The organism is Pseudomonas sp. K8 (assembly GCF_014889455.1).
GTDB lineage: Bacteria > Pseudomonadota > Gammaproteobacteria > Pseudomonadales > Pseudomonadaceae > Aquipseudomonas > Aquipseudomonas veronii.
On record NZ_VJWO01000046.1, the window covers coordinates 1 to 22,029 of the forward strand.

The following is a 22,029-nucleotide window of genomic DNA, read 5'->3' on the forward strand; positions in this document are numbered from 1 at the left end:
CCCCACCACCCGGTAAAGTGCCGCTCCCCCCGCAATGCCCGAGGCAGCTCCCATGACCCAGACCTTTGATATCGCCGTGATCGGCGCCACCGGCACCGTCGGTGAAACCCTGGTGCAGATCCTCGAAGAGCTGGCTTTCCCGGTGGGCACCCTGTACCTGCTGGCGGGCAGCAACTCCGCGGGCGCGTCGGTGCCGTTCCGTGGCAAGAACGTGCGCGTGCGGGAAGTCGATGAGTTTGACTTCAGCAAGGCGCAGCTGGCGTTTTTCGCCGCCGGCCCGGCGGTGACCCTGAGCTTCGCCCCACGCGCCACGGCGGCCGGCTGTTCGGTGATCGATTTGTCGGGCGCATTGCCGGCCGCGCAAGCGCCGCAGGTGGTGCCGGAAGCCAATGCCCATGTGCTGGAGGGCTTGAAAAAGCCGTTCCAGCTCGGCAGCCCGAGCCCGTCCGCGACCAACCTGGCGGTGGTGCTGGCGCCGCTGCGCGGGATTCTGGATATCCAGCGTGTCAGCGTTACCGCCAATCTGGCGGTGTCTGCCCAGGGCCGTGAAGCAGTCAGCGAGCTGGCGCGCCAAACCGCCGAGTTGCTGAATGTGCGCCCGCTGGAGCCCAAATTCTTTGATCGGCAGATGGCATTCAACCTGTTGGCACAAGTCGGCACGCCGGATGCCCAAGGTCATACAGCGCTGGAGAAACGTCTCGTACACGAACTGCGCGCGGTGCTGGAAACTCCTTTACTAAAGATTTCTGCGACTTGCGTTCAAGCCCCGGTGTTTTTTGGCGATAGCTTGACTGTGTCATTGCAATTGGGTTCGCCGGTCGACCTTGCCGCCGTCAACCGTGCGCTCGACGCCGCAGCGGGTATCGAGCGGGTGGAGGAGGGGGATTACCCGACAGCGGTGGGTGATGCCGTCGGCCAGGATGTAGTCTACGTCGGACGAGTGCGTGCGGGGGTGGACGATCCGGCGGAACTAAATCTGTGGTTGACGTCAGATAACGTGCGTAAAGGCGCCGCACTGAATGCGGTGCAGCTGGCGCAGTTGTTGATAAAAGGCCTTGTGTAAAAGATACTTGGCGGCAATTTGTAGATTGATTCTAACCAGGCGCTATGCTTGGCCCCAAGCAGGAACAGTTGCGTGTCGGTGACCTATCGGCTCGCCGTGCCTTATGGCAACGGTTACCAACCTTCTCGCAGGCCGGGGAGTGTTCAAACAAAGGATGAGGCTATGGTTCAAGTTCGCAAACTGGTGTTAGCAATAGCGGCCGCCTCGGCGCTGTCCTCCGGTATGGCGCAGGCGCTGCAGCTGGGGGAGATGACCCTCAAGTCGAAGTTGAACCAGCCGTTGTCGGTGGAAATCGAATTGCTCGACGTCGGCGGCCTCACGGCCTCCGAGATCACCCCGAGCCTGGCGTCGTCCCAGGCGTTTGTCGATGCCGGCGTCGATCGCCAGGCGTTCCTCAATGACCTGACGTTCACCCCGGTGATCAACCCGGCCGGGCGCAGTGTGGTGCGTGTCACGTCCAGCAAGCCGCTGCCTGATGCCTACGTGCGGTTCCTGCTGCAAGTGCAATGGCCCAATGGCCGCTTGATGCGTGACTACAGCGTGCTGCTCGACCCGGCCAAGTTCGACCAGTCGACGCCGACCAACAGCGCAGCCACGCCGCGTTTGAGCGCGCCCGCGTTGAGCGTGCCAGCCCAGCACACCACCACGGCCCGTGACACGCTGTGGGAAATCGCCGAGAAGCACCGCAATGGCGCTTCGGTGCAGCAGACCATGCTGGCGATCCAGGCACTCAACCCTGACGCTTTTATCGGCGGCAACATCAACCGTCTGAAAACCGGCCACGTGCTGCGCCTGCCGGATACCGTACAAAGCACGGCGTTACCGCAGTCCAAGGCCATTGCCGAAGTGACCGCGCAGAACGTCGCCTGGCGCCAGGGCCGCCGTGCCGCGCCCCATCAGGCGGCCGGTAAGCAACAACTGGACGCCACCAAGCGCACCCAGGCTGGCAATGCACCGGCGAGCACCAACGCCAAGGACAACTTGAGTCTGGTTTCGGCCGACTCCGCCAAGAAGGGCGCGAAGGGCAAGGCGGGTGATGGCCAGGCCCTGAGCGACAAGCTGGCGATGGCCCGGGAACAGCTCGACACCACACGCCGTGACAACGAAGAACTGAAAAGTCGCGCCGCAGACCTGCAGAGCCAATTGGACAAGCTGCAAAAGCTGATCCAACTGAAAAACGATCAACTGGCCAGGTTGCAGGCTGAAAAAGGCGCCCCGGCAACCCCGGCGACTGCGGTCATGCCCGCGCAGTTGGCAGGTGAGCCGCCGGCCGCTGCAGTCGCGCCCGCTGAGCCGGCCGCCACTGCGGCCCCGGTGGCCGAGCCGATCAAGCCCGACGCCGTGCCTGCGACCAGCGAAGACAAATTCAACGAACTGCTGACCAACCCGATTGTGCTTGGCGTCATCGGCGGCGCAGCCGGCCTGGTGGCGTTGGTGCTCCTGTTGCTGTGGGCGCGTCATCGCAATGCCCGTCGCGCAGAAGAAAAGCACCTGCGCATGGCGCGGGCCCTGTCCGAAGAGCCGGAATTCACCTCGAACATCGACCTTGATCTGCCACCGGACAGCTTCGCTGGCCTGGAAGTACCGGCACCGAACGTGACGTTGGCCGCCGCGCCTGCGCCTGCGCCGGCACCTGTGGTCGCGCCGGCAGCGGCGCCAAGCGCGGCCTCGGTGCTTGCGCCACTGGCTGGCGCCGTAGCGCCGGAAAACACCAATGATGCACTGGTCCAGGCCCAATCCCATATCGACCGCGGTCACTTGAACCAGGCGGCCGATGTGCTGGAACAAGCCATCAAGTACGAACCCAAGCGCAGCGACCTGCGCTTGAAGCTGATGGAAGTCTACGGCCTGCAGAACGACAAGGACGGTTTTGTCGTCCAGGAGCGTCAGTTGGTGGCCAATGGTGAAAACCATGCCCAGGTCGAGCAGCTCAAGTCGCGCTTCCCGGCCATGGCCGTGTTGGCGGCGGGAGTGAGTGCCGCCGTGGCCGCCGCCGCGATGGACGCTCAATACGTCAAGGATCTGCTGGAAGACAAGTCGGCCGCCGCGCCGCAAGCGACGGCAGAAGCGGAGCCGTTCGATACTGATTTCGATCTGAGTCTGGACGAGCTGGAGGCGGCTTCGCCAGCGGCGTTGGACAAGACCGATCAGCAGACCTTCGAAGCGCTGCTGCAACAACAGACCGATGCCAAGCCAAGTCCGGAAGATCTGTCGGACTTTGACCTCGACCTGCAACTGGACCCGCCGGCGTCCCAGTCCGATGACGACTTCCTTTCGGGGCTTGAAGATCAGATGAAGGACGTGTCGCCGGTCGAACCGCCGACCCTGACCCCGGCCGCCCTGGACGACCTCGACTTGCCGGAAGACTTCGACCTGTCCCTGGCTGACGAGCCGGACGCCCCGGCGGCCAAACCCGATGCGTTCGCCTCGGAACTGGATGACGTCAACGCCGAGCTCGATCGCCTGTCCCAGAGCCTGGAAAGCCCGCCGATCGAGCCGTCCTTCACCGCCGAAGACGCGGCGCTGGGCGGTGACGAACCGGAGGTCGACTTCCTCTCCGGCACCGATGAGGTCGCAACCAAGCTGGATTTGGCCCAGGCCTATATCGACATGGGCGATACGGATGGCGCGCGGGATATCCTTTCCGAAGTGCTGACCGAGGGTGATGAAACCCAGCGCGGCGAAGCCAAGGAGATGCTTGGCCGACTGGTGTAATCGCCACGGGGTGACCCAGACGGCGGCCTTCGGGCCGCCGTTTTGCATTGCCGGTACCAAACACATGGCGTCTGGGGCGCAGCGCCTTATAATGCCCGCCTTTGCGCAACTCATCAGGCTCTCAGTTCTTGGCAAATATAGATAACCCGGCTGCCGAAATGGCGGCTGCAGGCTTTTACCGCATCGCCCTGGGCGTGGAATACAAAGGTTCGCGCTATTGCGGCTGGCAGCGCCAGGCGTCCGGCGTGCTGACGGTGCAGGAAACCCTGGAAAAGGCCCTGTCCAGAGTCGCCGACTCGCCGGTATCGCTGATGTGCGCCGGGCGTACCGACGCGGGCGTCCACGCCTGCGGCCAGGTGGTTCACTTCGACACCCAGGCCGAGCGCTCGATGAAAGCGTGGGTGATGGGCGCTAATATCAATTTGCCCCATGACGTCAGTGTCAGTTGGGCCAAGGTCATGCCGGCGCACTTTCATGCGCGCTTCAAGGCGATCGCCCGGCGTTACCGCTATGTGATCTACAACGATCAGATCCGCCCGGCGCACCTCAACGAAGAAATCACCTGGAACCACCGCCCGCTGGATGCCGAGCGCATGGCCGAAGCCGCGCAGCATCTGGTTGGCGTCCACGATTTCAGCGCGTTCCGTGCCGGCCAGTGCCAGGCCAAGTCACCGATCAAGGAAGTCCATCACTTGCGGGTGACGCGTCACGGCAAGATGATCGTGCTGGATATCCGCGCCGGAGCGTTCCTGCACCATATGGTGCGCAACATTGCCGGTGTGTTGATGACCATCGGCACCGGCGAGCGCCCGGTGGAGTGGGCCAGGGAAGTACTGGAAAGCCGTATTCGGCGGACCGGCGGCGTCACGGCGCATCCGTTTGGCCTGTATCTGGTGGAAGTGGAGTACCGCGACGAGTTCGAGCTGCCGCAGCGCTTCATCGGGCCACACTTCCTCACAGGTTTCAGCGAACTTGGCGGCTGACGCCCGGAAAAGCTTTTGTTACCATCCGGGACTTTCTCGGTTCAACCCCTGAGGTTTCCACGACATGTCAGCCGTTCGCAGCAAGATTTGTGGGATTACCCGCATAGAAGACGCGCTGGCGGCAGTTGAAGCGGGGGCGGATGCCATCGGTTTGGTGTTTTATGCCAAGAGCCCGCGGGCGGTGAATGTGCTGCAGGCGCGGGCGATCATCGCCGCACTGCCGCCGTTCGTGACCACCGTGGGCTTGTTCGTCAATGCCAGCCGCTGCGAACTCAACGAAACCCTGGATGCCGTGCAACTGGACATGTTGCAGTTTCACGGCGATGAAAGCCCTGACGAATGCGAAAGCTACCAGCGTCCGTATATCAAGGCGTTGAGAGTCAAGGCCGGGGATGACATCGCCGGCGCTTGCGCGGCCTACACCGGTGCGCGCGGGATACTGCTGGACACCTACGTCGAAGGCGTACCCGGCGGCACCGGCGAAGCCTTCGATTGGTCGCTGATCCCCGAGGGGTTGAGCAAACCGATCATCCTGGCCGGCGGGCTTACCCCCGCCAATGTCGCGGCGGCGATCGAGCAGGTCCGGCCGTATGCCGTGGATGTCAGCGGTGGGGTAGAGCAGGGCAAGGGCATCAAGGACCACGGCAAGATTCGCGCATTCATGCAGGCTGTGCGCAACAGCGATGGCGCGATGTGACGGCTGGCAGTCTGCCGCCGTCCATAACTACCACTGTGTAAAACAGCCCGGTGCCCCCTGCGGGAGGCCCGGAAATGAAGTGGCAACCCTGCACGGGCAGGTTGTCTGGAAGGCTGAGGAAACATGCGGGAAATGGCTGGTCGAACGTCTGACCCCGTCCTGCATGTGTCATCGCCACATATGAATTTAGCTCAAGGGCATACGCGGGGCTGTGTTCAAGCCACCGGTACTGGAGAAAGAAAGCATGAGCAACTGGTTAGTAGACAAACTGATCCCTTCGATCATGCGTTCCGAGGTGAAAAAAAGCTCGGTTCCTGAAGGTCTGTGGCACAAATGCCCATCCTGCGACGCGGTGTTGTACCGCCCGGAGCTGGAAAAGACCCTGGACGTTTGCCCTAAGTGCAACCACCACATGCGTATCGGCGCTCGCGCGCGCATCGACATTTTCCTCGACGCCGACGGCCGTAACGAGCTGGGCGCGGACCTCGAGCCGGTTGACCGCCTCAAGTTCCGTGACGGCAAGAAGTACAAGGACCGCCTGACCGCTGCACAGAAGCAGACCGGTGAGAAAGACGCGCTGATTTCGGTCAGCGGCAAGCTGCTGGGCATGCCGGTCGTGGTGTCGGCGTTTGAGTTCTCCTTCATGGGCGGTTCCATGGGTGCCATCGTCGGCGAGCGTTTCGTGCGCGCCGCCAACTACGCCCTGGAAAACCGCTGCCCGATGATCTGCTTCTCAGCCTCCGGTGGTGCGCGCATGCAGGAAGCCCTGATCTCCCTGATGCAAATGGCCAAGACCTCCGCGGTGCTGGCACGTCTACGGGAAGAGGGCATTCCGTTCATCTCCGTGCTGACCGATCCGGTGTACGGCGGTGTTTCCGCCAGCCTGGCGATGCTGGGCGACGTGATCGTCGGCGAGCCCAAGGCCCTGATCGGCTTTGCCGGCCCGCGTGTGATCGAGCAGACCGTTCGCGAAAAACTGCCGGAAGGCTTCCAGCGCAGCGAATTCCTGCTGGAGCACGGTGCGATCGACATGATCATCGCCCGTGGCGAGTTGCGTCCACGCCTGGGTAGCCTGCTCGCGCAAATGATGGGCCTGCCGACGCCGGTCTACATCGCGCCGAAGGTTGAGCCGATCGTCGTGCCGCCGGTGCCTGCAAACCTATGACCCAACGTACCCTGGGCGAATGGCTCGCCTACCTTGAGCAGTTGCATCCGTCCGCCATCGACATGGGCCTGGAGCGCTCGCAACAGGTAGCGGCCCGCCTCGGGTTGGGCCGCCCGGCGCCGCGAGTGATCACGGTGACGGGGACCAACGGCAAGGGCTCGACCTGTGCCTTTGTCGCCGCGCTGCTGCAGGCCCAAGGCCTGAAGGTCGGCGTGTACAGCTCGCCGCACCTGCTGCGCTACAACGAGCGGGTGCAACTCAATGGCGTGGAAGCCACTGACGAGCAGCTCTGCGAAGCCTTCGCCGCGCTCGATGCCGGGCGCGGTGAGATTTCCCTGACGTACTTCGAGATGGGCACTCTGGCGGCGTTCTGGCTGTTCGAACGGGCGCGCCTGGACGTGGTCGTGCTTGAAGTGGGCCTGGGCGGGCGCCTGGATACGGTCAACGTGGTGGATGCCGACCTGGCGCTGGTCACCAGCATCGGTGTCGACCATGTCGACTACCTGGGCGATACCCGTGAATCCGTGGCCTATGAAAAGGCCGGCATCTTCCGCCAGGGCAAGCCTGCGCTGTGCGGTGACCTGGACCCGCCGCAGACGTTGCTCGACCGGGTGCGGGAGCTGGATTGCCCATTCTTCCTGCGCGGGCGTGAGTTCAATCTTGAGGTCGGTGCTGAGCATTGGCAGTGGCGCGGGCGTGATGCGCGCGGCCAGCTCGTAGAGTTGCATGACCTGCCGCTGCTGAACCTGCCGATGGAAAACGCCGCGCTCGCCCTGCAAGCCTATCTGTTATTGGATCTGCCGTGGAATCCTGCGCAGATTGCTCGTACATTGCTGGCGACGCGGATCGTCGGGCGTCTCGATCGCCGAGCCTTCGATTGGCAGGGCAAGCGCCTGAACCTGCTGCTGGATGTGGGGCATAACCCCCACGCCGCCGAATACCTCGCGCAACGCCTGTCGCGTACAGCGCCGGTCGGTCGCCGCCTGGCGGTGTTCGGCTTGCTGGCCGACAAGGATCTGGAGGGCGTAGTGACGCCGTTGCTGGGGAATGTCCAGGCCTGGGCCGTGGCGCCCCTGGACACGCCGCGCAGCCGTCCGGCCGCCGAGCTTGAGGCGGCCTTGCAGAACCTTGGTGCGCGCGTGGCGTCGTATGCAAGTGTCACTGCGGCCCTTGAAGCGCAGTGTGCGGTTGCCACGCCCGAGGATGAGATTCTGTTGTTCGGGTCATTTTATTGTGTTGCCGAGGCGCTCGAATGGTTGGCCCGGCGCTCCACGGAGGAAGCTGCACATGGCATTACTGGATAGCGCATACAAGCAGCGGATGGTCGGCGCCCTGGTGCTGGTGGCCTTGGCGGTGATTTTCCTGCCGATGCTGTTTTCCCGTCAGGACGAACAGCGCCAGGTGGTCGTCGAGGCCCCGGCAGCGCCCCAGGCGCCGGCCGTGCCTCAGGTGCAGGTTGAGCCGGTGGTGGTGCCTGAGCCGCAGGCGTTGCCTGAAGAAGAGCCGGTGCCGGCCGATGAGGAGTTGGCCGCGCAGCCGGCCCCTTCGATGCCGGTGCAGCCGAGTGTGCCTGTGGTCAAGCCGGCGCCTGCCGTCGCTGCCAAGCCCGCTGCGCCAGCGCCTGCCCCCAAGCCGGTCGTGCCGCAGCCTGCCGCGCCGGGCAAACCGGACGTGGGTCAGAGCCGTATCGACCCGAATGGCCTGCCGATCAGTTGGTCGATCCAGTTGGCCAGCCTGGCCAATCGCGAAAGCGCCGAGGCCTTGCAGAAAAAACTGCGCAGCCAGGGCTACAACGCTTACATCCGCAGCGCCGACGGCAAGAACCGCGTGTTTATCGGTCCGTTGATCGAGCGCGCCGAAGCGGACCGCCTGCGCGATTTGTTGGGGCGTCAGCAGAATCTCAACGGTTTTGTGGTGCGTTTCCAGCCTGAACGCGGCTGAGTTCACGCCGCTTTCAGCTTGGAATGCAGTCAAATGTGGGAGGGGGCTTGCCCCCGATGGCGGTCGATCAGTATCGGTTGTGCTGACTGACCCACCGCCATCGGGAGCCAGCCCCCTTCCACTTTGGTTTCGAGTGGGCCTTGAAATGCGCTTAACTCGTCACAAACTATTGTTTTGCAAAGCACCCGCAATCACAGCTTACCGATAGCCCGGCGCTCTGCTAAAATGCGCCGCCTTATCCGTCTGTAGGCTGCACCGTGCCATTTACCTGGGTTGATTGGGCGATCGTCGCAATCGTCGCCATCTCCGCTTTGATCAGTCTAAGCCGCGGCTTCGTAAAAGAAGCACTGTCGTTGCTGACCTGGATCATTGCAGGAGTCGTCGCCTGGATGTTCGGCGGTTCGCTGTCGGTCTACTTGAGCGGGTACATCGAGACACCTTCGGCTCGCGTCATCGCGGGCTGCGCCATCATGTTCATCGCCACGCTGCTGGTGGGAGCAATGGTCAATTATCTTATTGGCGAGTTGATACGTGTCACCGGCCTCTCCGGGACCGATCGATTTCTCGGCATGGCCTTCGGCGCTGCGCGTGGCGCGTTGCTGGTGGTCGTGGCGGTCGGGCTGTTGAGCCTGGGGCCAGTACAGCAGGATTCGTGGTGGCAGGAGTCGGTACTCGTGCCAAAATTTCTATTGGTTGCAGATTGGTCCAAGAACCTCATTTTGGGGTGGAGCAGTCAGTGGCTGGCCAGCGGGATCAGCATACCCGCTGATCTTCCGTTCAAGGAGCACCTCTTACCGGCCAAAACGCCTCAGTAAGCAGTGTTCAGTCAAGATTCATTAAGTAGGGGTTGCGTCGCATGTGTGGCATCGTCGGTATCGTCGGTAAGTCGAACGTCAATCAGGCGCTGTATGACGCGCTAACCGTCCTCCAGCACCGCGGCCAGGACGCTGCCGGTATTGTGACCAGCCACGACGGCCGGTTATTCCTGCGCAAGGACAATGGTCTGGTACGTGACGTGTTCCATCAGCGTCACATGCAGCGCCTCGTCGGGCACATGGGCATTGGCCATGTGCGTTACCCGACTGCCGGTAGCTCGACCTCGGCCGAAGCTCAACCGTTTTACGTCAACTCGCCTTACGGCATCACCCTGGCGCATAACGGTAACCTGACCAACGTTGAACAGCTGGCCAAGGAGATTTACGAATCTGACCTGCGCCACGTCAACACCAACTCTGACTCGGAAGTGTTGCTCAACGTGTTCGCTCACGAGCTGGCCCAGCGCGGCAAGCTGCAGCCGACCGAAGAAGATGTGTTTGCCGCCGTCACCGACGTGCATAACCGTTGCGTCGGTGGTTACGCGGTAGTGGCGATGGTCACCGGTTATGGCATCGTCGGTTTCCGTGACCCGCACGGCATCCGCCCGATCGTGTTCGGCCAGCGTCACACCGATGAAGGCGTCGAGTACATGATCGCCTCCGAAAGCGTGTCCCTGGACGTGCTGGGCTTCACCCTGATCCGCGACCTGGCACCGGGCGAAGCGGTGTACATCACCGAAGATGGCAAGTTGCACACCCGCCAGTGCGCTGTTGCGCCGAAACTCACCCCGTGCATCTTCGAACACGTCTACCTGGCGCGTCCGGATTCGATCATCGACGGCGTTTCGGTGTACAAGGCGCGCCTGCGCATGGGCGAGAAGCTGGCCGACAAGATCCTGCGCGAGCGCCCTCAACACGATATCGACGTGGTGATCCCGATCCCGGATACCAGCCGTACCGCTGCGCTGGAGCTGGCCAACCACTTGGGCGTCAAGTTCCGTGAAGGCTTCGTCAAGAACCGCTACATCGGCCGCACGTTCATCATGCCTGGCCAGGCGGCGCGCAAGAAGTCGGTACGCCAGAAGCTCAATGCCATCGAACTGGAATTCCGCGGCAAGAATGTGATGCTGGTGGATGACTCCATCGTGCGTGGCACCACCTGCAAGCAGATCATCCAGATGGCCCGCGAAGCTGGCGCGAAGAACGTGTACTTCTGCTCCGCCGCGCCTGCTGTGCGTTACCCGAACGTGTACGGCATCGACATGCCGAGCGCCCACGAGCTGATCGCCCACAACCGCACGACCCAGGACGTAGCCGATCTGATCGGCGCCGATTGGCTGATCTATCAGGACCTTTCCGACCTGATCGAAGCGGTCGGCGGTGGCAAGATCAAGATCGAGCAGTTCGACTGCGCGGTGTTCGACGGCAAATACGTGACCGGTGATGTCGATGAGGCTTACCTGAACAAGATCGAGCAGGCGCGTAACGACTCGTCGAAGATCAAGACCCAGGCGGTCAGTGCGATCATCGATCTGTACAACAATTGAGTGAACACCGGCCCTGAGGGGCCGGTTTTGTATCTTAAACAAAGCATTGAGTAAGGAGTCGCAGCATGAGTCAGGAATGGGATGCCGGTCGGTTGGACAGCGACCTCGATGGCGTAGCTTTCGATACCCTGGCTGTGCGCGCCGGTCAGCACCGCACGCCGGAAGGCGAGCACGGTGATCCGATGTTCTTCACCTCCAGCTATGTGTTCCGCACCGCTGCCGACGCCGCTGCGCGTTTTGCCGGTGAAGTGCCGGGCAACGTCTATTCCCGTTACACCAACCCGACCGTGCGCGCGTTCGAAGAGCGTATCGCCGCACTGGAAGGCGCTGAGCAGGCGGTCGCCACGGCGACCGGCATGGCGGCGATCCTGGCGGTGGTCATGAGCTTGTGCAGCGCCGGCGACCATGTGCTGGTGTCACGCAGCGTGTTCGGTTCGACCATCAGCCTGTTTGAGAAGTATTTCAAGCGCTTCGGTATCGAAGTGGACTACGTGCCTTTGGCGGATCTTTCCGGCTGGGATGCGGCAATCAAAGCCAATACCAAGCTGCTGTTCGTCGAGTCGCCGTCCAACCCGCTGGCCGAGTTGGTAGACATCACCGCGCTGTCGCAAGTCGCGCATGCCAAAGGCGCCATGCTGGTGGTCGACAACTGCTTCTGCACGCCGGCGTTGCAACAGCCGTTGAAGCTGGGTGCGGATGTTGTCGTGCATTCGGCGACCAAGTTCATCGACGGCCAAGGCCGTTGCATGGGCGGTGTGGTGGCGGGGCGTAGCGAGCAGATGAAAGAAGTGGTGGGTTTTCTGCGCACGGCCGGCCCGACCCTGAGCCCGTTCAATGCATGGATCTTCCTCAAGGGCCTGGAGACTCTCAGCCTGCGGATGAAAGCCCATTGCGCGAACGCCCAGGCCCTGGCCGAGTGGCTGGAGCAGCAGGACGGTATCGAGAAGGTTCACTACGCCGGCCTCAAGAGCCATCCGCAGCACGCATTGGCCCAGCGCCAGCAGCGCGGCTTCGGTGCGGTGGTGAGTTTTGAAGTGAAAGGCGGCAAAGAGGGCGCCTGGCGCTTTATCGACGCGACGCGCCTGATCTCGATCACCGCCAACCTGGGTGATAGCAAGACCACCATTACCCATCCGAGCACCACGTCCCACGGCCGCCTGGCGCCGCAGGAGCGGGAAGCGGCGGGTATTCGCGACAGCCTGATCCGTGTTGCGGTGGGGCTTGAAGACGTCGCTGACTTGCAGGCTGATCTGGCCCGTGGGCTGGCGGCCTTGTGATCGAGTGGTCCATGGAAGCGGCTGCGGGCGGTAACGGCCGCGTCGCGCTGGTGACGGGCGCTGCCCGGGGCATTGGCCTGGGGATCGCGGCGTGGCTGATCAGCGAAGGCTGGCAGGTGGTGTTGGCCGACCTGGACCGCGAGCGCGGCTCCAAGGTCTCCAAGGTGCTCGGCGAGAACGCCTGGTTTATCACCATGGACGTGGCCGACGAGAAGCAAGTCGCCCAGGGCGTCGCTGAAGTGCTCGGGCAGTTCGGGCGCCTGGACGCATTGGTGTGCAATGCGGCGGTGGCCGACCCGCGCAATATCACCCTTGAAAGCCTTGACCTGGCCTCCTGGAATCGCGTGCTGGCGGTGAACCTCAGCGGCCCGATGCTGTTGGCCAAGCACTGTGCGCCTTACCTGCGCGCCCATGGCGGTGCGATCGTCAACCTGGCCTCGACCCGGGCTCGGCAGTCGGAGCCGGACACCGAAGCCTACGCGGCGAGCAAGGGCGGCGTGCTGGCCCTGACACACGCCTTGGCGATGAGCCTTGGCCCGGAAGTGCGGGTCAACGCCGTCAGCCCTGGCTGGATCGATGCGCGTGATCCGGCAGCCCGTCGCGCAGAGCCGCTGACCGACGCCGACCACGCCCAGCACCCGACGGGCAGGGTTGGCACGGTGGAGGACGTGGCGGCGCTGGTGGCATGGCTGCTGTCGCGCCAGGCCGGGTTCGTCACCGGCCAGGAGTTTGTGGTGGACGGCGGCATGAGCAAGAAGATGATTTACAGCGAGTAGGGTGGGTAGCCGTCTTGAAACTATTTTGTCTTTTTCAGAAAAACTTCAAGCAGGCTATTGACTTAGGTCCGCTATCTGCGTAAATTTCGCGGCCTCAACGAAGCAAAGGGTGATTAGCTCAGCTGGGAGAGCATCTGCCTTACAAGCAGAGGGTCGGCGGTTCGATCCCGTCATCACCCACCACTTCTTGAGAGTTTTGCCCTAGGGTAAGACGCAACGTTAAAGGTTGCACCGACGCGCAGCGGTAGTTCAGTCGGTTAGAATACCGGCCTGTCACGCCGGGGGTCGCGGGTTCGAGTCCCGTCCGCTGCGCCATATTTTCCAGGTTCGATTCGTCGGGCTTGAGGTTGAACAGCCAAGGCTGATCAGCCAGATGTTTAAAGACGGTCGAGGGTTTACGTTCGGCCGGTCAAGCGATACGCAGCGGTAGTTCAGTCGGTTAGAATACCGGCCTGTCACGCCGGGGGTCGCGGGTTCGAGTCCCGTCCGCTGCGCCATATCTGCTTCAAGGCCCACTGAACGCCTTGCAGCACAAAGAAAGCCGTTGGCTGCCTTTGACCCGATAGCAAAGACCCTGGTCGAAAGACCGGGGTTTTTTGTGTCTGCGATTCAGCATTGATCGGCGCGTGTCGGCAAGCTACCTCAGCCCCTGTGGACGCAAGCTTGCCTGCGATGATGTCGGCTGAGTGCGCCGTGCCAGCATCCCAGGCAAGCCTTCCCATCAGAACCCCAGCTTATCCCGTAGCCCGTAATACCAGGCGCCCATCGCGGCAAACGGCGTGCGCAGCAGTTGCCCGCCGGGGAACGGGTAGTGCGGCAGGTCGGCAAACGCGTCAAAACGCTCTGCCTGGCCTCGAAGGGCCTCTGCCAGTACCTTGCCCGCCAGGTGCGTGTACGTCACGCCGTGGCCGCTGCAGCCTTGGGAGTAATAGATGTTGTCGCCCAGGCGACCGACTTGCGGCAAGCGCGACAGGGTCAGCAGGAAATTGCCGGTCCAGGCGTAGTCAATCTTCACATCCTTGAGCTGCGGGAAGGCCTTGAGCATCTTCGGGCGGATGATTGCTTCGATATTGGCCGGGTCCCGCGCGCCATAGACCACGCCACCGCCGAAGATCAGGCGTTTGTCACTGGTCAGGCGGTAGTAGTCGAGCAGGTAGTTGCAATCTTCGACGCAGTAGTCCTGTGGCAATAGCGTTTTGGCCAGTTCGTCCCCCAGCGGTGCGGTGGTGATCACCTGCGTGCCGCACGGCATCGATTTGGCCGCCAATTCCGGCACCAGGTTCCCCAGGTAGGCATTGCCGGCGACGATGATGAACTTCGCCCTGACCTTGCCCTCGGCGGTGTGTACCACTGGGTTGGCGCCGCGCTCGATGCGCAATGCGGCTGACTGCTCATAAATCGTGCCGCCGAGGGACTCTACGGCTGCTGCTTCGCCCAGCGCCAGGTTGAGCGGGTGGATATGTCCGCCGCTCATGTCCAGCAGGCCGCCGACGTAATTGTCACAGGCCACCACCTCGCGGATGCGCCGCTCGTCCAGCAACTCCAGCTGCGTATGGCCATAACGCTCCCACAAGCGCTTCTGCGACTCCAGGTGACCCATGTGCTTGCTGTTCAGCGCGGCGAATACTCCACCGTCCTTCAGATCGCACTGAATCTGGTACTTGGCGATCCGCTCACGAATGATCCTGCCGCCCTCGAACGCCATCTGTCCCAGCAACTGCGCCTGCTTCGGCCCTACGCTGCGCTCGATCACATCGATATCGCGGCTGTAGCTGTTGACGATCTGCCCGCCGTTGCGGCCAGACGCGCCAAACCCCACCTTGGCTGCCTCCAGGACTGTCACGCGAAAACCGTTCTCCAGCAGAAACAGCGCGCTGGAGAGTCCGGTGTAGCCAGCACCGATCACGCACACATCGGTTTCGACTTCACCTTGCAGCACTGGGCGAGGCGGAGCCGCATTCGCCGACGCGGCGTAATACGACTGGGGGTAGGGGGTGTTCGCCATCCTGGAACCTCTGTTTTATATTTTTTACGAGTGCCCCGATCCTACCTGAGTTGAAAATTGCCTGCCAGCCGCCCGAAAAATACGGGTGTACGGGCCGAAAATAAAAAATTCGCATATTCATAGGGTTAGCTGCAAAAAAGATGTTGACAGCCCTCCGGAATTCCGTAGAATGCCGCCTCACAGCAGGCACGTAGCTCAGTTGGTTAGAGCACCACCTTGACATGGTGGGGGTCGTTGGTTCGAGTCCAATCGCGCCTACCAAACAAAATCCGCTCTGCTGGGCGGTCTAGAAGGGTTCACCGAAAGGTGGGCCCTTTTTTGTGTGCGCCTGAAATTTGCGCGCAGTTTCGCCACGCCCCGTTCGCGGCGGACGGTGAAGCGGGCGATCAGAAGAAAAGCTGAGCCACCGCTAGCAGACAGATGATCTGGACGAGCATCTGGCCGAGAATTTCGCCATTGAACGTTTCCATATGCGTTTGTCCGGCGTACATAGTGGCTAGCCTCTTTGTCGGCAATATTGCCCTGAACGATGCACAGAACGTGCGGTTGCTTTGTTGAGTGTAGTGGCTGAATGAGAATCTTCACGCCGGGCCGACACAAGGTGATCACCCCCCCCCCACGGTTTGTCGGTCTGCAGCGACAATTCTCCCGCCTTGGAAAAAAACACTCGAAACACGTCGCCCCGCCCTGGGAGCTGCCGCTGTAGCGCCGGGGATGCGTCGCGTGAGCGCTGTTGGCGTTTACAAGCGTCGAGGTGATCCGTAGATTGCCTCGAGTCTATTTTTGTCGTCGCCTGCGAGGAAGCCACACCGTGCCCATCCCCGGTTCATCTGTATTTGCCCAGCGTTATCGCGCCTTCCTGTTCGATATGGATGGCACCTTGCTCAACTCCATTGCGGCTGCCGAACGGGTGTGGAGTATCTGGGCTGAACGTCATGGCCTGGATGTGGCGGCGTTCCTGACCACCATTCATGGCGCGCGGGCGATCGATACGATCAGGCGTCAGGCGTTGCCTGGGGTCGATCCTGAGGCTGAGGCGCAATGGATCACCGAGGCTGAGCTGAATGATGTCGAGGGTGTGGTGGCGATTCCCGGCGCCGTTGCGTTCTTGAATGATGTGCCCAGCGATCAATGGGCGTTGGTGACGTCCGCCCCCAGGGAGTTGGCGCTGCGGCGCCTGCAGGCGGCGGGCATCAGTCCGCCGGCGGTGTGGGTGACGGCCGAGGATGTCGCCAACGGCAAGCCGGATCCCGCCTGCTATAGGCTGGGTGCGCAACGTCTGGGTGTCGCGGCCCAGGACTGCCTGGTATTCGAAGATGCGACGGTGGGGATCCGAGCGGGGGAGGCGGCGGGCGCGGATGTGATGGTCGTGACCTCGACGCACCTGACACCCATGGTGACTGCGCATGCCTGGATCGACGGGTATGAGCAGTTTCAGGTGCGGCGCGACGCTGAAGGCCTGCTGCGCGTCGAGCGCCGAATGGAGTGAGGGGAACAGGCTGCGCGTTCTATCGGCCGTGGCCTTCTTCACACGTGCCTGGGGCGCCGGGCGTGTGCAACGGATAATTTTTCACGCCCTGGCGCGACAGCACCATCTCTCTGAGTATCTCATTGGCAAGTCGGGCAATCGCTTCTTCGCCGCGATAGTGCGCGCGCACGATGCCGGTGATTGCGAAGTGGTCGGTGTTCGGGCCGCTGAGAATGGCTGAGAGGGTGCCGTCAGCATGTAATGTGCAGACGACCTTATAGCTGGGCAAGCGCGATGCCAGTGCAGATTCGATTTGGGATTTGCTCAGGGTGTCCATCTGTTTCAACGCCTTTCAGCCGACCGTGCAAGGCCAAGCATAGGTGCTGCTGCAGGGCTGTAAATACCGGCGATCTGATAGCCAGGCATCAGCCGTCAGCGGGTAGTTCTCCGGTGTTCGCCGGGAGCTGCGCGCTGGCACATTTTGCGCTGGACGGTTTTCTGGATCGGCTTGAGGCAGAACACAAACAGGTAGCCGCCGAGCAACAGCGTCAAGTCCAGCCACGACGGCACATCGGTGACGTAGATGTCTTTGATTTCGAACCTCAAGCCGCATTCCAATCCCGCAAAAACGAGCCCGATGAACAGGGCGATCATCCAGGAACGGGCGGCAAAAGGTCGCTTCGTGCTAGGCCTCATCGATGTGCTCCTGAGTGCACTCGTATGGCGGAAGAGGTTCTCACGAGGTTCGGCTGCAAATCATGTAACAAGTTCCGGGCGTAATGACAGTTTCATCTTTTTAGCGACGATGAAAGGACTGGATACGCTGAACGCGAAAAGAACGCGAGCAGGCCAATAGGGTTTTCGCCAGCCGTGACCGTGAACGAAAAGGCTGGCTACTGAAGGCGCTTCAAGGCGTCTGGTTTTTGTCCGGCGCCGTCAGGCCGGCCTGGATGCGCTGGTAGATTTCCTCGCGATGCACGGCAACATCCTTCGGTGCATTGATGCCGATTCGTACTTGCTGGCCGCTGACGCCCAGGATGGTGATCGTAATGTCATCACCGATGTTTATGCTTTCACCAACTTTACGGGTGAGTATCAGCATGGACTTCTCCTTGATTACTTTTAAGGACACATGTTTCAGACAGGGCAGGTGTCGGATGTGTGTAGCTTACTGCTAAGCGCTTCCCTGTGACTGCCTCTTTTAGGACGCATAGAGGCGACATTAATTCCCATGGCGTCATCATACAGGTCTGCGATACATGATTCGCATTGTTTAACCCAACGTTTATGACGGCCAGAATAGACAGTGGATGATAAAGTTGCCTCTTTATCCTTAAAGGAGCAGGGCAGTGCGTAAAGTAGCGATGGCAATGGCGGTGTTGGCATTGGCCGGTTGCGGTGAAGGCAAGCGTGTCGAAGAGCCCAGGGCCAAGCCCGCCGTGACTGAAAGCCAGCCGCAAACCGGTGCGATTGCCGCTCAGGAGTGGGACCTGCGCGTGGGCCCGCCGGATCACAAGCTGCAGGCGATCACCGACCTGACCGCCTGGTTGCTGGAGCATGGTTTCAATTTTTATATCGTGAAGGAAGACGGCAAGGATGTGGTGCTGTTGGGGCCATTCCAAACCAGGGCCGAGGCTGAAGCCAAGCAGGCCTTGCTGACGGAAAAACTTGCCCGTGCCAAGAAAAACGACACCGAGTCGCAGATCATCGAACACAAGGTCGCGCAGTAACCGGCCGATTGGGCGGGAAAATACCGATTTTTCCCGCTCGGTTTCAGTTGCAGGCTTTCAGATTCACCGGGCCGACGAACTCGTTGCCGCGCCCCATCACGCAGGCTACCGTCTGATTGCGTTGGCGCTCCCAGGTCTGCACCGGATAGGTCTTGTTCCAGGCTTCGTACAGTTGGCGATCCTGTTTCGACAGGCGCAAGCCGTATTGTTTACTCATGTAAAAATACGTCCGTGCGATCATCCCGCGAATGGACGGACGCGGCATGACCTTCTTGGCCTTGAAGTCGACCTGGGTCAGGCATGAACCGTACTGCCCGCTTTGCACCGGCAGCCAGCCAAAACTGAAGTTGTTCCGGTCGCCATTGACCTCGCCGATGCTCGGCACGAGGTTGTGCAGGTCGGCTTCGGCGCGTTTGAACACGTCGTCATACCGCGTACAGTTCTTGCGCCCGCCATTCTGCCAGCACTGGCGCTGATGCCCGATCTGCCAGGCCGGCACGATATGTTCCCACTCGATGCGCGCGGCGCGGCTGGCGTTTTTGCGTGGGATGTAGCCGCAGGCTTTCAGGTCTACGCGGTTGCCCGTGTATTTGCAGCCGCAATAGAACTCGGTGGATTGTGGTGCGTAGAGCTTCCAGGCGATTTTCTTGGCTTCGCTGAACGTTCGGGGCGCTTGGGCGTGGGCGGCGACGGCAAAAAACAGGCACAAAAACACAGCAGTAAAACGGACACTCATTGAATCAATCTTCCTTCGGCACAACCCAGAAAATCTGCACGCCACCGTCGTCCCGGTAGGCGAGTGTGACGTTGTCGTTCTCCGCAATTTCCTCCAGCAGACGTTGCCATTCGTCCTCCGGTTCATCCGGCAGGCGGAAGATCAAGGCTGCCTTGGCTTTCTGGGCGTTGGTCGAATTGATGATCTTTTGCACACGAAGGGCCAGGCGTTCGTAAGCATCAGGCGGGGTTGGCGCTGCGGAAGAGGACTTTGCCACGGAGTATTCCTTAGTAAGCTGTACGTGCATACAGTATTTAACTGTAGGCGATTTCGCAACTGCTTAAAATTCAACAAGCTCGTCTGACAGTGATTCAAGCGAATTGATGTAGGGCGGGGAGATATGTAGCGAGGGTTTTGCGGGGAAGCAGGGGCGGGCGAATCCGCCCCTGCACAGGTGTTATCAGGAATCAGTATTCCCAGAACATCCGTTGCAGCTCTTTGCTGTCCTGGGTCTTGGTCAGGCCGACCATCGCCAGAATCCGCGCTTTCTGCGGGTTCAGGTCGTGGGCAGCCACCCAGTCGTACTTGTCGTCAGGCTGTTCGGCGTTGCGCAGCACGAAACCGCCGGCATTCACGTGGGACGAGCGAATGATCTGCACGCCTTGCTTGCGCAGTTCCTGCAGGGCCGGGACGACCTTGGAGGACACCGAACCGTTGCCGGTGCCTGCAAAGATGATGGCTTTGGCGCCGGCCTGGGCCAGGGCTTTGGCGGCAGTGTCGCTTACGTTGCCGTAGCCGTAGGCAATTTCGACGTCGGGCAGGCTCTTGATGGTCTTGATGTCGAACTCGGAGTCCATGGTGTGACGCTTGGCCGGCAGGCGGAACCAGTAGGATTTGCCTTCAACCACCATGCCCAAAGGGCCCCATGGGCTCTTGAACGCTTCGGTCTTGATGTTGACCATCTTGCTCACGTCGCGACCCGACTGGATCTCGTCGTTCATGGTCACCAGCACGCCCTTGCCGCGGGCATCCTTGCTGCCGGCGACGGCGACGGCGTTGTACAGGTTGAGCATGCCGTCTGCCGACATGGCGGTACCTGGGCGCATCGAGCCGACAACAATGATGGGTTTGTCGGTTTTTTCCACCAGGTTCAGGAAGTAAGCGGTTTCTTCCAGGGTATCGGTGCCATGGGTGATCACGATGCCGTCGACGTCCTTGCTGTCAGCCAGTTCGGCGACGCGGCGACCCAGTTGCAGCAGGTTTTCGTTATTGATGCTTTCGGAGGCAATTTGCATGACTTGCTCGCCGCGCACATTGGCGATCTGGCTAAGCTCGGGAACACCGGCGATCAATTGCTCGATGCCGACTTTGGCTGCCTGGTAGGTGGCGCTGTTAGCAGTGCTGGCGCCGGCGCCGGCAATGGTGCCGCCGGTGGCGAGGATCACCACGTTGGAGAGTTTGGCTTTGGTTTCGACTTCTTTTGCCTGAGCGGCAACGGGGAACAGCAGCAGGAGGGCGAGTGCGCCCGGAACAAAGGTCTTCAGTGCAGATTTCATTATTTTTCTCTCTGGTTTTTGATGAGTGCGGTAGCAAGTTCATCTAGAGCGCTCGGGCGGTTCTGAACGCCTCGAGGTGCAGGCAGGGAGCAGGATTTGTACCAGCCTGAACGCCTTCGTGTTTATTATCTAAGGTGTTGATTTAAAACCAATTAAACTTATCTTTAAGAAGGTTTGTCCATGCACTTGTCCGGCTTTCCGAACAAAGCGTGGCTGTTGCGTTCGGTTGTCCGAAAATAATGACGGGATAGTCGCCGGAGGCGTATGACATCGGCGGCACTGCCTGTCGTTTTAGAGAACGATCCGGCGACGGTGATGTTTAATAACCCCGCGAGACAGGCTGGAACGCAGGCGCTAGAGGGCTTGGGTGGAGGGCGGTTTTCTTCCGTTGACAAATCCTGGCAAGGTTCTCATAGTTTGTTTAACGCAAACGTTTGCGAGATGTTTCGCGGGTACGCCCTGAACGTCTTGAAAGCTCGTATCAGTCACCCGGGTGGGTGGGCTGCCGAAGTGTTCTTCGGTGCAAGCGTTGCTCCCAATAATCATAAGATCGGAGTGAACCCATGAAGCTGCCATTCGCTGGACGTCTTCTTGCTGTCGCTGTGCTTGCCGCCGCATCTGCTGCTCTGCCTCTCTCTTCTGCATTCGCCGCCGACACCGCCGCCAAACCCAAGGTCGGCCTGGTGATGAAATCCCTTGCCAATGAATTCTTCGTCACCATGCAAGAGGGCGCGAAGGACTACCAGAAGTCCCACGCCGCTGATTTCGACATGATCACCAACGGTATCAAGAACGAAACCGATACCAGCGCGCAGATCGATATCGTCAACCAGATGATCCTCGCCAAAGTGAACGCCATCGTCATCGCACCGGCTGACTCCAAGGCACTGGTCACCGTGCTGAAAAAAGCCTCCGATGCCGGCATCAAGGTCGTCAACATCGATAACCGCCTGGACCCGGGCGTGCTGAAAAGCAAAAACCTCGATATTCCCTTCGTCGGCCCGGACAACCGCAAAGGCTCCAAGCTGGTGGGTGATTACCTGGCCAAGCAACTGGCCGCGGGTGACAAGGTCGGCATCATCGAAGGCGTACCGACCACTACCAACGCGCAGCAGCGCACCGCAGGCTACAAGGATGCGATGGACGCGGCCGGCATGAAGATCGTCTCCACCCAATCGGGCAACTGGGAAATCGACCAGGGCCAGAAGGTCGCCTCTGCGATGCTGAGCGAATACCCCGACCTCAAGGCGCTGTTGGCCGGTAACGACAACATGGCCCTGGGCGCCGTCTCGGCTGTGCGTGCGGCAGGCAAAGCCGGCAAGGTTCTGGTCGTAGGCTACGACAACATCGCCGCGATCAAGCCGATGCTGCAGGACGGCCGTGTCCTGGCGACCGCCGACCAGGCCGCCGCACAGCAGGCCGTGTTCGGTATCCAGAACGCGCTCAAGCTGGTCAAGGGTGAGAAGGTCGACGCTCAAGACGGCGTGATCGAAACCCCGGTCGAACTCGTCCTCAAGAAGTAATCCCGGCTGCACCCAACAGCGTCCGCTCACCCTGAGCGGACGCCTGGAGATTT

At 61.1% G+C, this 22,029-nt stretch carries 21 protein-coding genes and 4 tRNA genes; 18 read left to right on the forward strand and 7 right to left on the reverse strand.

Features of this window, described 5'->3' with window-relative positions; all coding sequences use genetic code 11:
- Nucleotides 1-52 precede the first annotated feature (52 nt).
- The 14 genes from INT12_RS24225 (at nt 53) to INT12_RS24290 (ending at nt 13,476) form a co-directional block, all read left to right on the forward strand.
- On the forward strand, nt 53-1,063 hold the full coding sequence (locus INT12_RS24225) for an aspartate-semialdehyde dehydrogenase (RefSeq protein WP_017847699.1): 1,011 nt from the start codon (nt 53-55) through the stop codon (nt 1,061-1,063).
- A 162-nt stretch (nt 1,064-1,225) separates the two neighbouring features.
- Entirely contained in the window at nt 1,226-3,778 is a 2,553-nt protein-coding gene (locus tag INT12_RS24230) for a FimV family protein (RefSeq protein WP_193040436.1), read from the forward strand.
- Nucleotides 3,779-3,936: 158 nt separating this feature from the next.
- Entirely contained in the window at nt 3,937-4,761 is an 825-nt protein-coding gene (truA, locus tag INT12_RS24235) for a tRNA pseudouridine(38-40) synthase TruA (protein WP_046382638.1), read from the forward strand.
- A 64-nt stretch (nt 4,762-4,825) separates the two neighbouring features.
- Nucleotides 4,826-5,458 (forward strand): phosphoribosylanthranilate isomerase, encoded by a 633-nt coding sequence (locus tag INT12_RS24240; protein ID WP_193040437.1) that lies wholly within the window; start codon nt 4,826-4,828, stop codon nt 5,456-5,458.
- Between the two features lie 244 nt (nt 5,459-5,702).
- Nucleotides 5,703-6,623 (forward strand): acetyl-CoA carboxylase, carboxyltransferase subunit beta, encoded by a 921-nt coding sequence (gene accD / locus INT12_RS24245; protein WP_017847695.1) that lies wholly within the window; start codon nt 5,703-5,705, stop codon nt 6,621-6,623.
- Entirely contained in the window at nt 6,620-7,927 is a 1,308-nt protein-coding gene (gene folC / locus INT12_RS24250) for a bifunctional tetrahydrofolate synthase/dihydrofolate synthase (RefSeq protein WP_193040438.1), read from the forward strand. The genes accD and folC overlap by 4 nt, the downstream gene beginning before the upstream one ends.
- Nucleotides 7,911-8,564, forward strand: a complete 654-nt coding sequence (locus tag INT12_RS24255; protein ID WP_193040439.1) for an SPOR domain-containing protein — start codon at nt 7,911-7,913, stop codon at nt 8,562-8,564. Before folC ends, INT12_RS24255 begins: the two co-directional genes overlap by 17 nt.
- A gap of 257 nt (nt 8,565-8,821) precedes the next feature.
- A complete protein-coding gene (locus INT12_RS24260; RefSeq protein WP_057005681.1) occupies nt 8,822-9,379 on the forward strand; it encodes a CvpA family protein in 558 nt (185 codons plus the stop codon).
- Nucleotides 9,380-9,420: 41 nt separating this feature from the next.
- Complete coding sequence (gene purF / locus INT12_RS24265) at nt 9,421-10,926, forward strand: amidophosphoribosyltransferase (RefSeq protein WP_017847690.1); 1,506 nt, start codon at nt 9,421-9,423, stop codon at nt 10,924-10,926.
- A 65-nt stretch (nt 10,927-10,991) separates the two neighbouring features.
- The gene (locus INT12_RS24270) at nt 10,992-12,203 is read left to right on the forward strand and encodes an O-succinylhomoserine sulfhydrylase (RefSeq protein WP_193040440.1); all 1,212 of its coding nucleotides are present in this window, start codon (nt 10,992-10,994) and stop codon (nt 12,201-12,203) included.
- Nucleotides 12,204-12,214: 11 nt separating this feature from the next.
- A complete protein-coding gene (locus INT12_RS24275) occupies nt 12,215-12,979 on the forward strand; it encodes an SDR family oxidoreductase (protein ID WP_017847688.1) in 765 nt (254 codons plus the stop codon).
- Between the two features lie 107 nt (nt 12,980-13,086).
- Nucleotides 13,087-13,162, forward strand: a tRNA-Val gene (locus INT12_RS24280).
- 55 nt (nt 13,163-13,217) lie between these two features.
- Nucleotides 13,218-13,294 (forward strand) — tRNA-Asp (locus tag INT12_RS24285).
- A 105-nt stretch (nt 13,295-13,399) separates the two neighbouring features.
- Nucleotides 13,400-13,476 (forward strand) — tRNA-Asp (locus tag INT12_RS24290).
- Nucleotides 13,477-13,700: 224 nt separating this feature from the next.
- On the opposite strand, the gene INT12_RS24295 is transcribed toward INT12_RS24290, so the two are convergent.
- The gene (locus INT12_RS24295; protein ID WP_017847687.1) at nt 13,701-14,984 is read right to left on the reverse strand and encodes an NAD(P)/FAD-dependent oxidoreductase; all 1,284 of its coding nucleotides are present in this window, start codon (nt 14,982-14,984) and stop codon (nt 13,701-13,703) included.
- Between the two features lie 184 nt (nt 14,985-15,168).
- On the opposite strand from INT12_RS24295, the gene INT12_RS24300 reads away from it, so the two are divergent.
- Nucleotides 15,169-15,245, forward strand: a tRNA-Val gene (locus INT12_RS24300).
- Nucleotides 15,246-15,795: 550 nt separating this feature from the next.
- Nucleotides 15,796-16,473 carry an HAD family hydrolase gene (locus INT12_RS24305; protein WP_193040442.1) on the forward strand — a complete coding sequence of 226 codons (678 nt, stop codon included), beginning with the start codon at nt 15,796-15,798 and terminating at the stop codon, nt 16,471-16,473.
- 19 nt (nt 16,474-16,492) lie between these two features.
- On the opposite strand, the gene INT12_RS24310 is transcribed toward INT12_RS24305, so the two are convergent.
- The 3 genes from INT12_RS24310 to csrA form a co-directional block, all read right to left on the reverse strand.
- Entirely contained in the window at nt 16,493-16,789 is a 297-nt protein-coding gene (locus tag INT12_RS24310; RefSeq protein ID WP_017847684.1) for a hypothetical protein, read from the reverse strand.
- 95 nt (nt 16,790-16,884) lie between these two features.
- Nucleotides 16,885-17,148: a hypothetical protein gene (locus tag INT12_RS24315; protein ID WP_017847683.1), complete on the reverse strand. Its 264-nt coding sequence runs from the start codon at nt 17,146-17,148 to the stop codon at nt 16,885-16,887.
- Nucleotides 17,149-17,359: 211 nt separating this feature from the next.
- Nucleotides 17,360-17,554, reverse strand: coding sequence for a carbon storage regulator CsrA (gene csrA / locus INT12_RS24320; RefSeq protein WP_003192511.1), 195 nt, complete (start codon nt 17,552-17,554; stop codon nt 17,360-17,362).
- 247 nt (nt 17,555-17,801) lie between these two features.
- Here csrA and INT12_RS24325 point away from each other — a divergent pair, with 247 nt between their 5' ends.
- Nucleotides 17,802-18,182: a hypothetical protein gene (locus INT12_RS24325; protein ID WP_026140121.1), complete on the forward strand. Its 381-nt coding sequence runs from the start codon at nt 17,802-17,804 to the stop codon at nt 18,180-18,182.
- A 43-nt stretch (nt 18,183-18,225) separates the two neighbouring features.
- On the opposite strand, the gene INT12_RS24330 is transcribed toward INT12_RS24325, so the two are convergent.
- The 3 genes from INT12_RS24330 to INT12_RS24340 all read right to left on the reverse strand — a co-directional run bounded on the left by INT12_RS24330 (nt 18,226) and on the right by INT12_RS24340 (nt 20,453).
- Nucleotides 18,226-18,918, reverse strand: coding sequence for an endonuclease (locus tag INT12_RS24330; RefSeq protein ID WP_017847681.1), 693 nt, complete (start codon nt 18,916-18,918; stop codon nt 18,226-18,228).
- Nucleotides 18,919-18,922: 4 nt separating this feature from the next.
- Nucleotides 18,923-19,174 (reverse strand): DUF1654 domain-containing protein, encoded by a 252-nt coding sequence (locus tag INT12_RS24335; RefSeq protein ID WP_017847680.1) that lies wholly within the window; start codon nt 19,172-19,174, stop codon nt 18,923-18,925.
- Nucleotides 19,175-19,364: 190 nt separating this feature from the next.
- Nucleotides 19,365-20,453, reverse strand: a complete 1,089-nt coding sequence (locus INT12_RS24340; RefSeq protein WP_017847679.1) for an asparaginase — start codon at nt 20,451-20,453, stop codon at nt 19,365-19,367.
- A gap of 563 nt (nt 20,454-21,016) precedes the next feature.
- Between INT12_RS24340 and INT12_RS24345 the strand changes: the two genes are divergently transcribed.
- The gene (locus INT12_RS24345) at nt 21,017-21,976 is read left to right on the forward strand and encodes a sugar ABC transporter substrate-binding protein (protein WP_026140120.1); all 960 of its coding nucleotides are present in this window, start codon (nt 21,017-21,019) and stop codon (nt 21,974-21,976) included.
- The last annotated feature ends 53 nt before the right edge of the window (nt 21,977-22,029 follow it).

Excerpts from the sequence above, each read along its gene's own strand:
- INT12_RS24225 (WP_017847699.1), top strand. The coding sequence starts at position 53 with ATGACCCAGACCTTTGATATCGCCGTGATCGGCGCCACCGGCACCGTC.
- INT12_RS24230 (WP_193040436.1), top strand. The coding sequence starts at position 1,226 with ATGGTTCAAGTTCGCAAACTGGTGTTAGCAATAGCGGCCGCCTCGGCG.
- truA (WP_046382638.1), top strand. The coding sequence starts at position 3,937 with ATGGCGGCTGCAGGCTTTTACCGCATCGCCCTGGGCGTGGAATACAAA.
- INT12_RS24240 (WP_193040437.1), top strand. The coding sequence starts at position 4,826 with ATGTCAGCCGTTCGCAGCAAGATTTGTGGGATTACCCGCATAGAAGAC.
- accD (WP_017847695.1), top strand. The coding sequence starts at position 5,703 with ATGAGCAACTGGTTAGTAGACAAACTGATCCCTTCGATCATGCGTTCC.
- folC (WP_193040438.1), top strand. The coding sequence starts at position 6,620 with ATGACCCAACGTACCCTGGGCGAATGGCTCGCCTACCTTGAGCAGTTG.
- INT12_RS24255 (WP_193040439.1), top strand. The coding sequence starts at position 7,911 with ATGGCATTACTGGATAGCGCATACAAGCAGCGGATGGTCGGCGCCCTG.
- purF (WP_017847690.1), top strand. The coding sequence starts at position 9,421 with ATGTGTGGCATCGTCGGTATCGTCGGTAAGTCGAACGTCAATCAGGCG.
- INT12_RS24270 (WP_193040440.1), top strand. The coding sequence starts at position 10,992 with ATGAGTCAGGAATGGGATGCCGGTCGGTTGGACAGCGACCTCGATGGC.
- INT12_RS24275 (WP_017847688.1), top strand. The coding sequence starts at position 12,215 with ATGGAAGCGGCTGCGGGCGGTAACGGCCGCGTCGCGCTGGTGACGGGC.
- INT12_RS24295 (WP_017847687.1), bottom strand. The coding sequence starts at position 14,984 with ATGGCGAACACCCCCTACCCCCAGTCGTATTACGCCGCGTCGGCGAAT.
- INT12_RS24310 (WP_017847684.1), bottom strand. The coding sequence starts at position 16,789 with ATGGACACCCTGAGCAAATCCCAAATCGAATCTGCACTGGCATCGCGC.
- INT12_RS24315 (WP_017847683.1), bottom strand. The coding sequence starts at position 17,148 with ATGAGGCCTAGCACGAAGCGACCTTTTGCCGCCCGTTCCTGGATGATC.
- csrA (WP_003192511.1), bottom strand. The coding sequence starts at position 17,554 with ATGCTGATACTCACCCGTAAAGTTGGTGAAAGCATAAACATCGGTGAT.
- INT12_RS24330 (WP_017847681.1), bottom strand. The coding sequence starts at position 18,918 with ATGAGTGTCCGTTTTACTGCTGTGTTTTTGTGCCTGTTTTTTGCCGTC.
- INT12_RS24340 (WP_017847679.1), bottom strand. The coding sequence starts at position 20,453 with ATGAAATCTGCACTGAAGACCTTTGTTCCGGGCGCACTCGCCCTCCTG.
- INT12_RS24345 (WP_026140120.1), top strand. The coding sequence starts at position 21,017 with ATGAAGCTGCCATTCGCTGGACGTCTTCTTGCTGTCGCTGTGCTTGCC.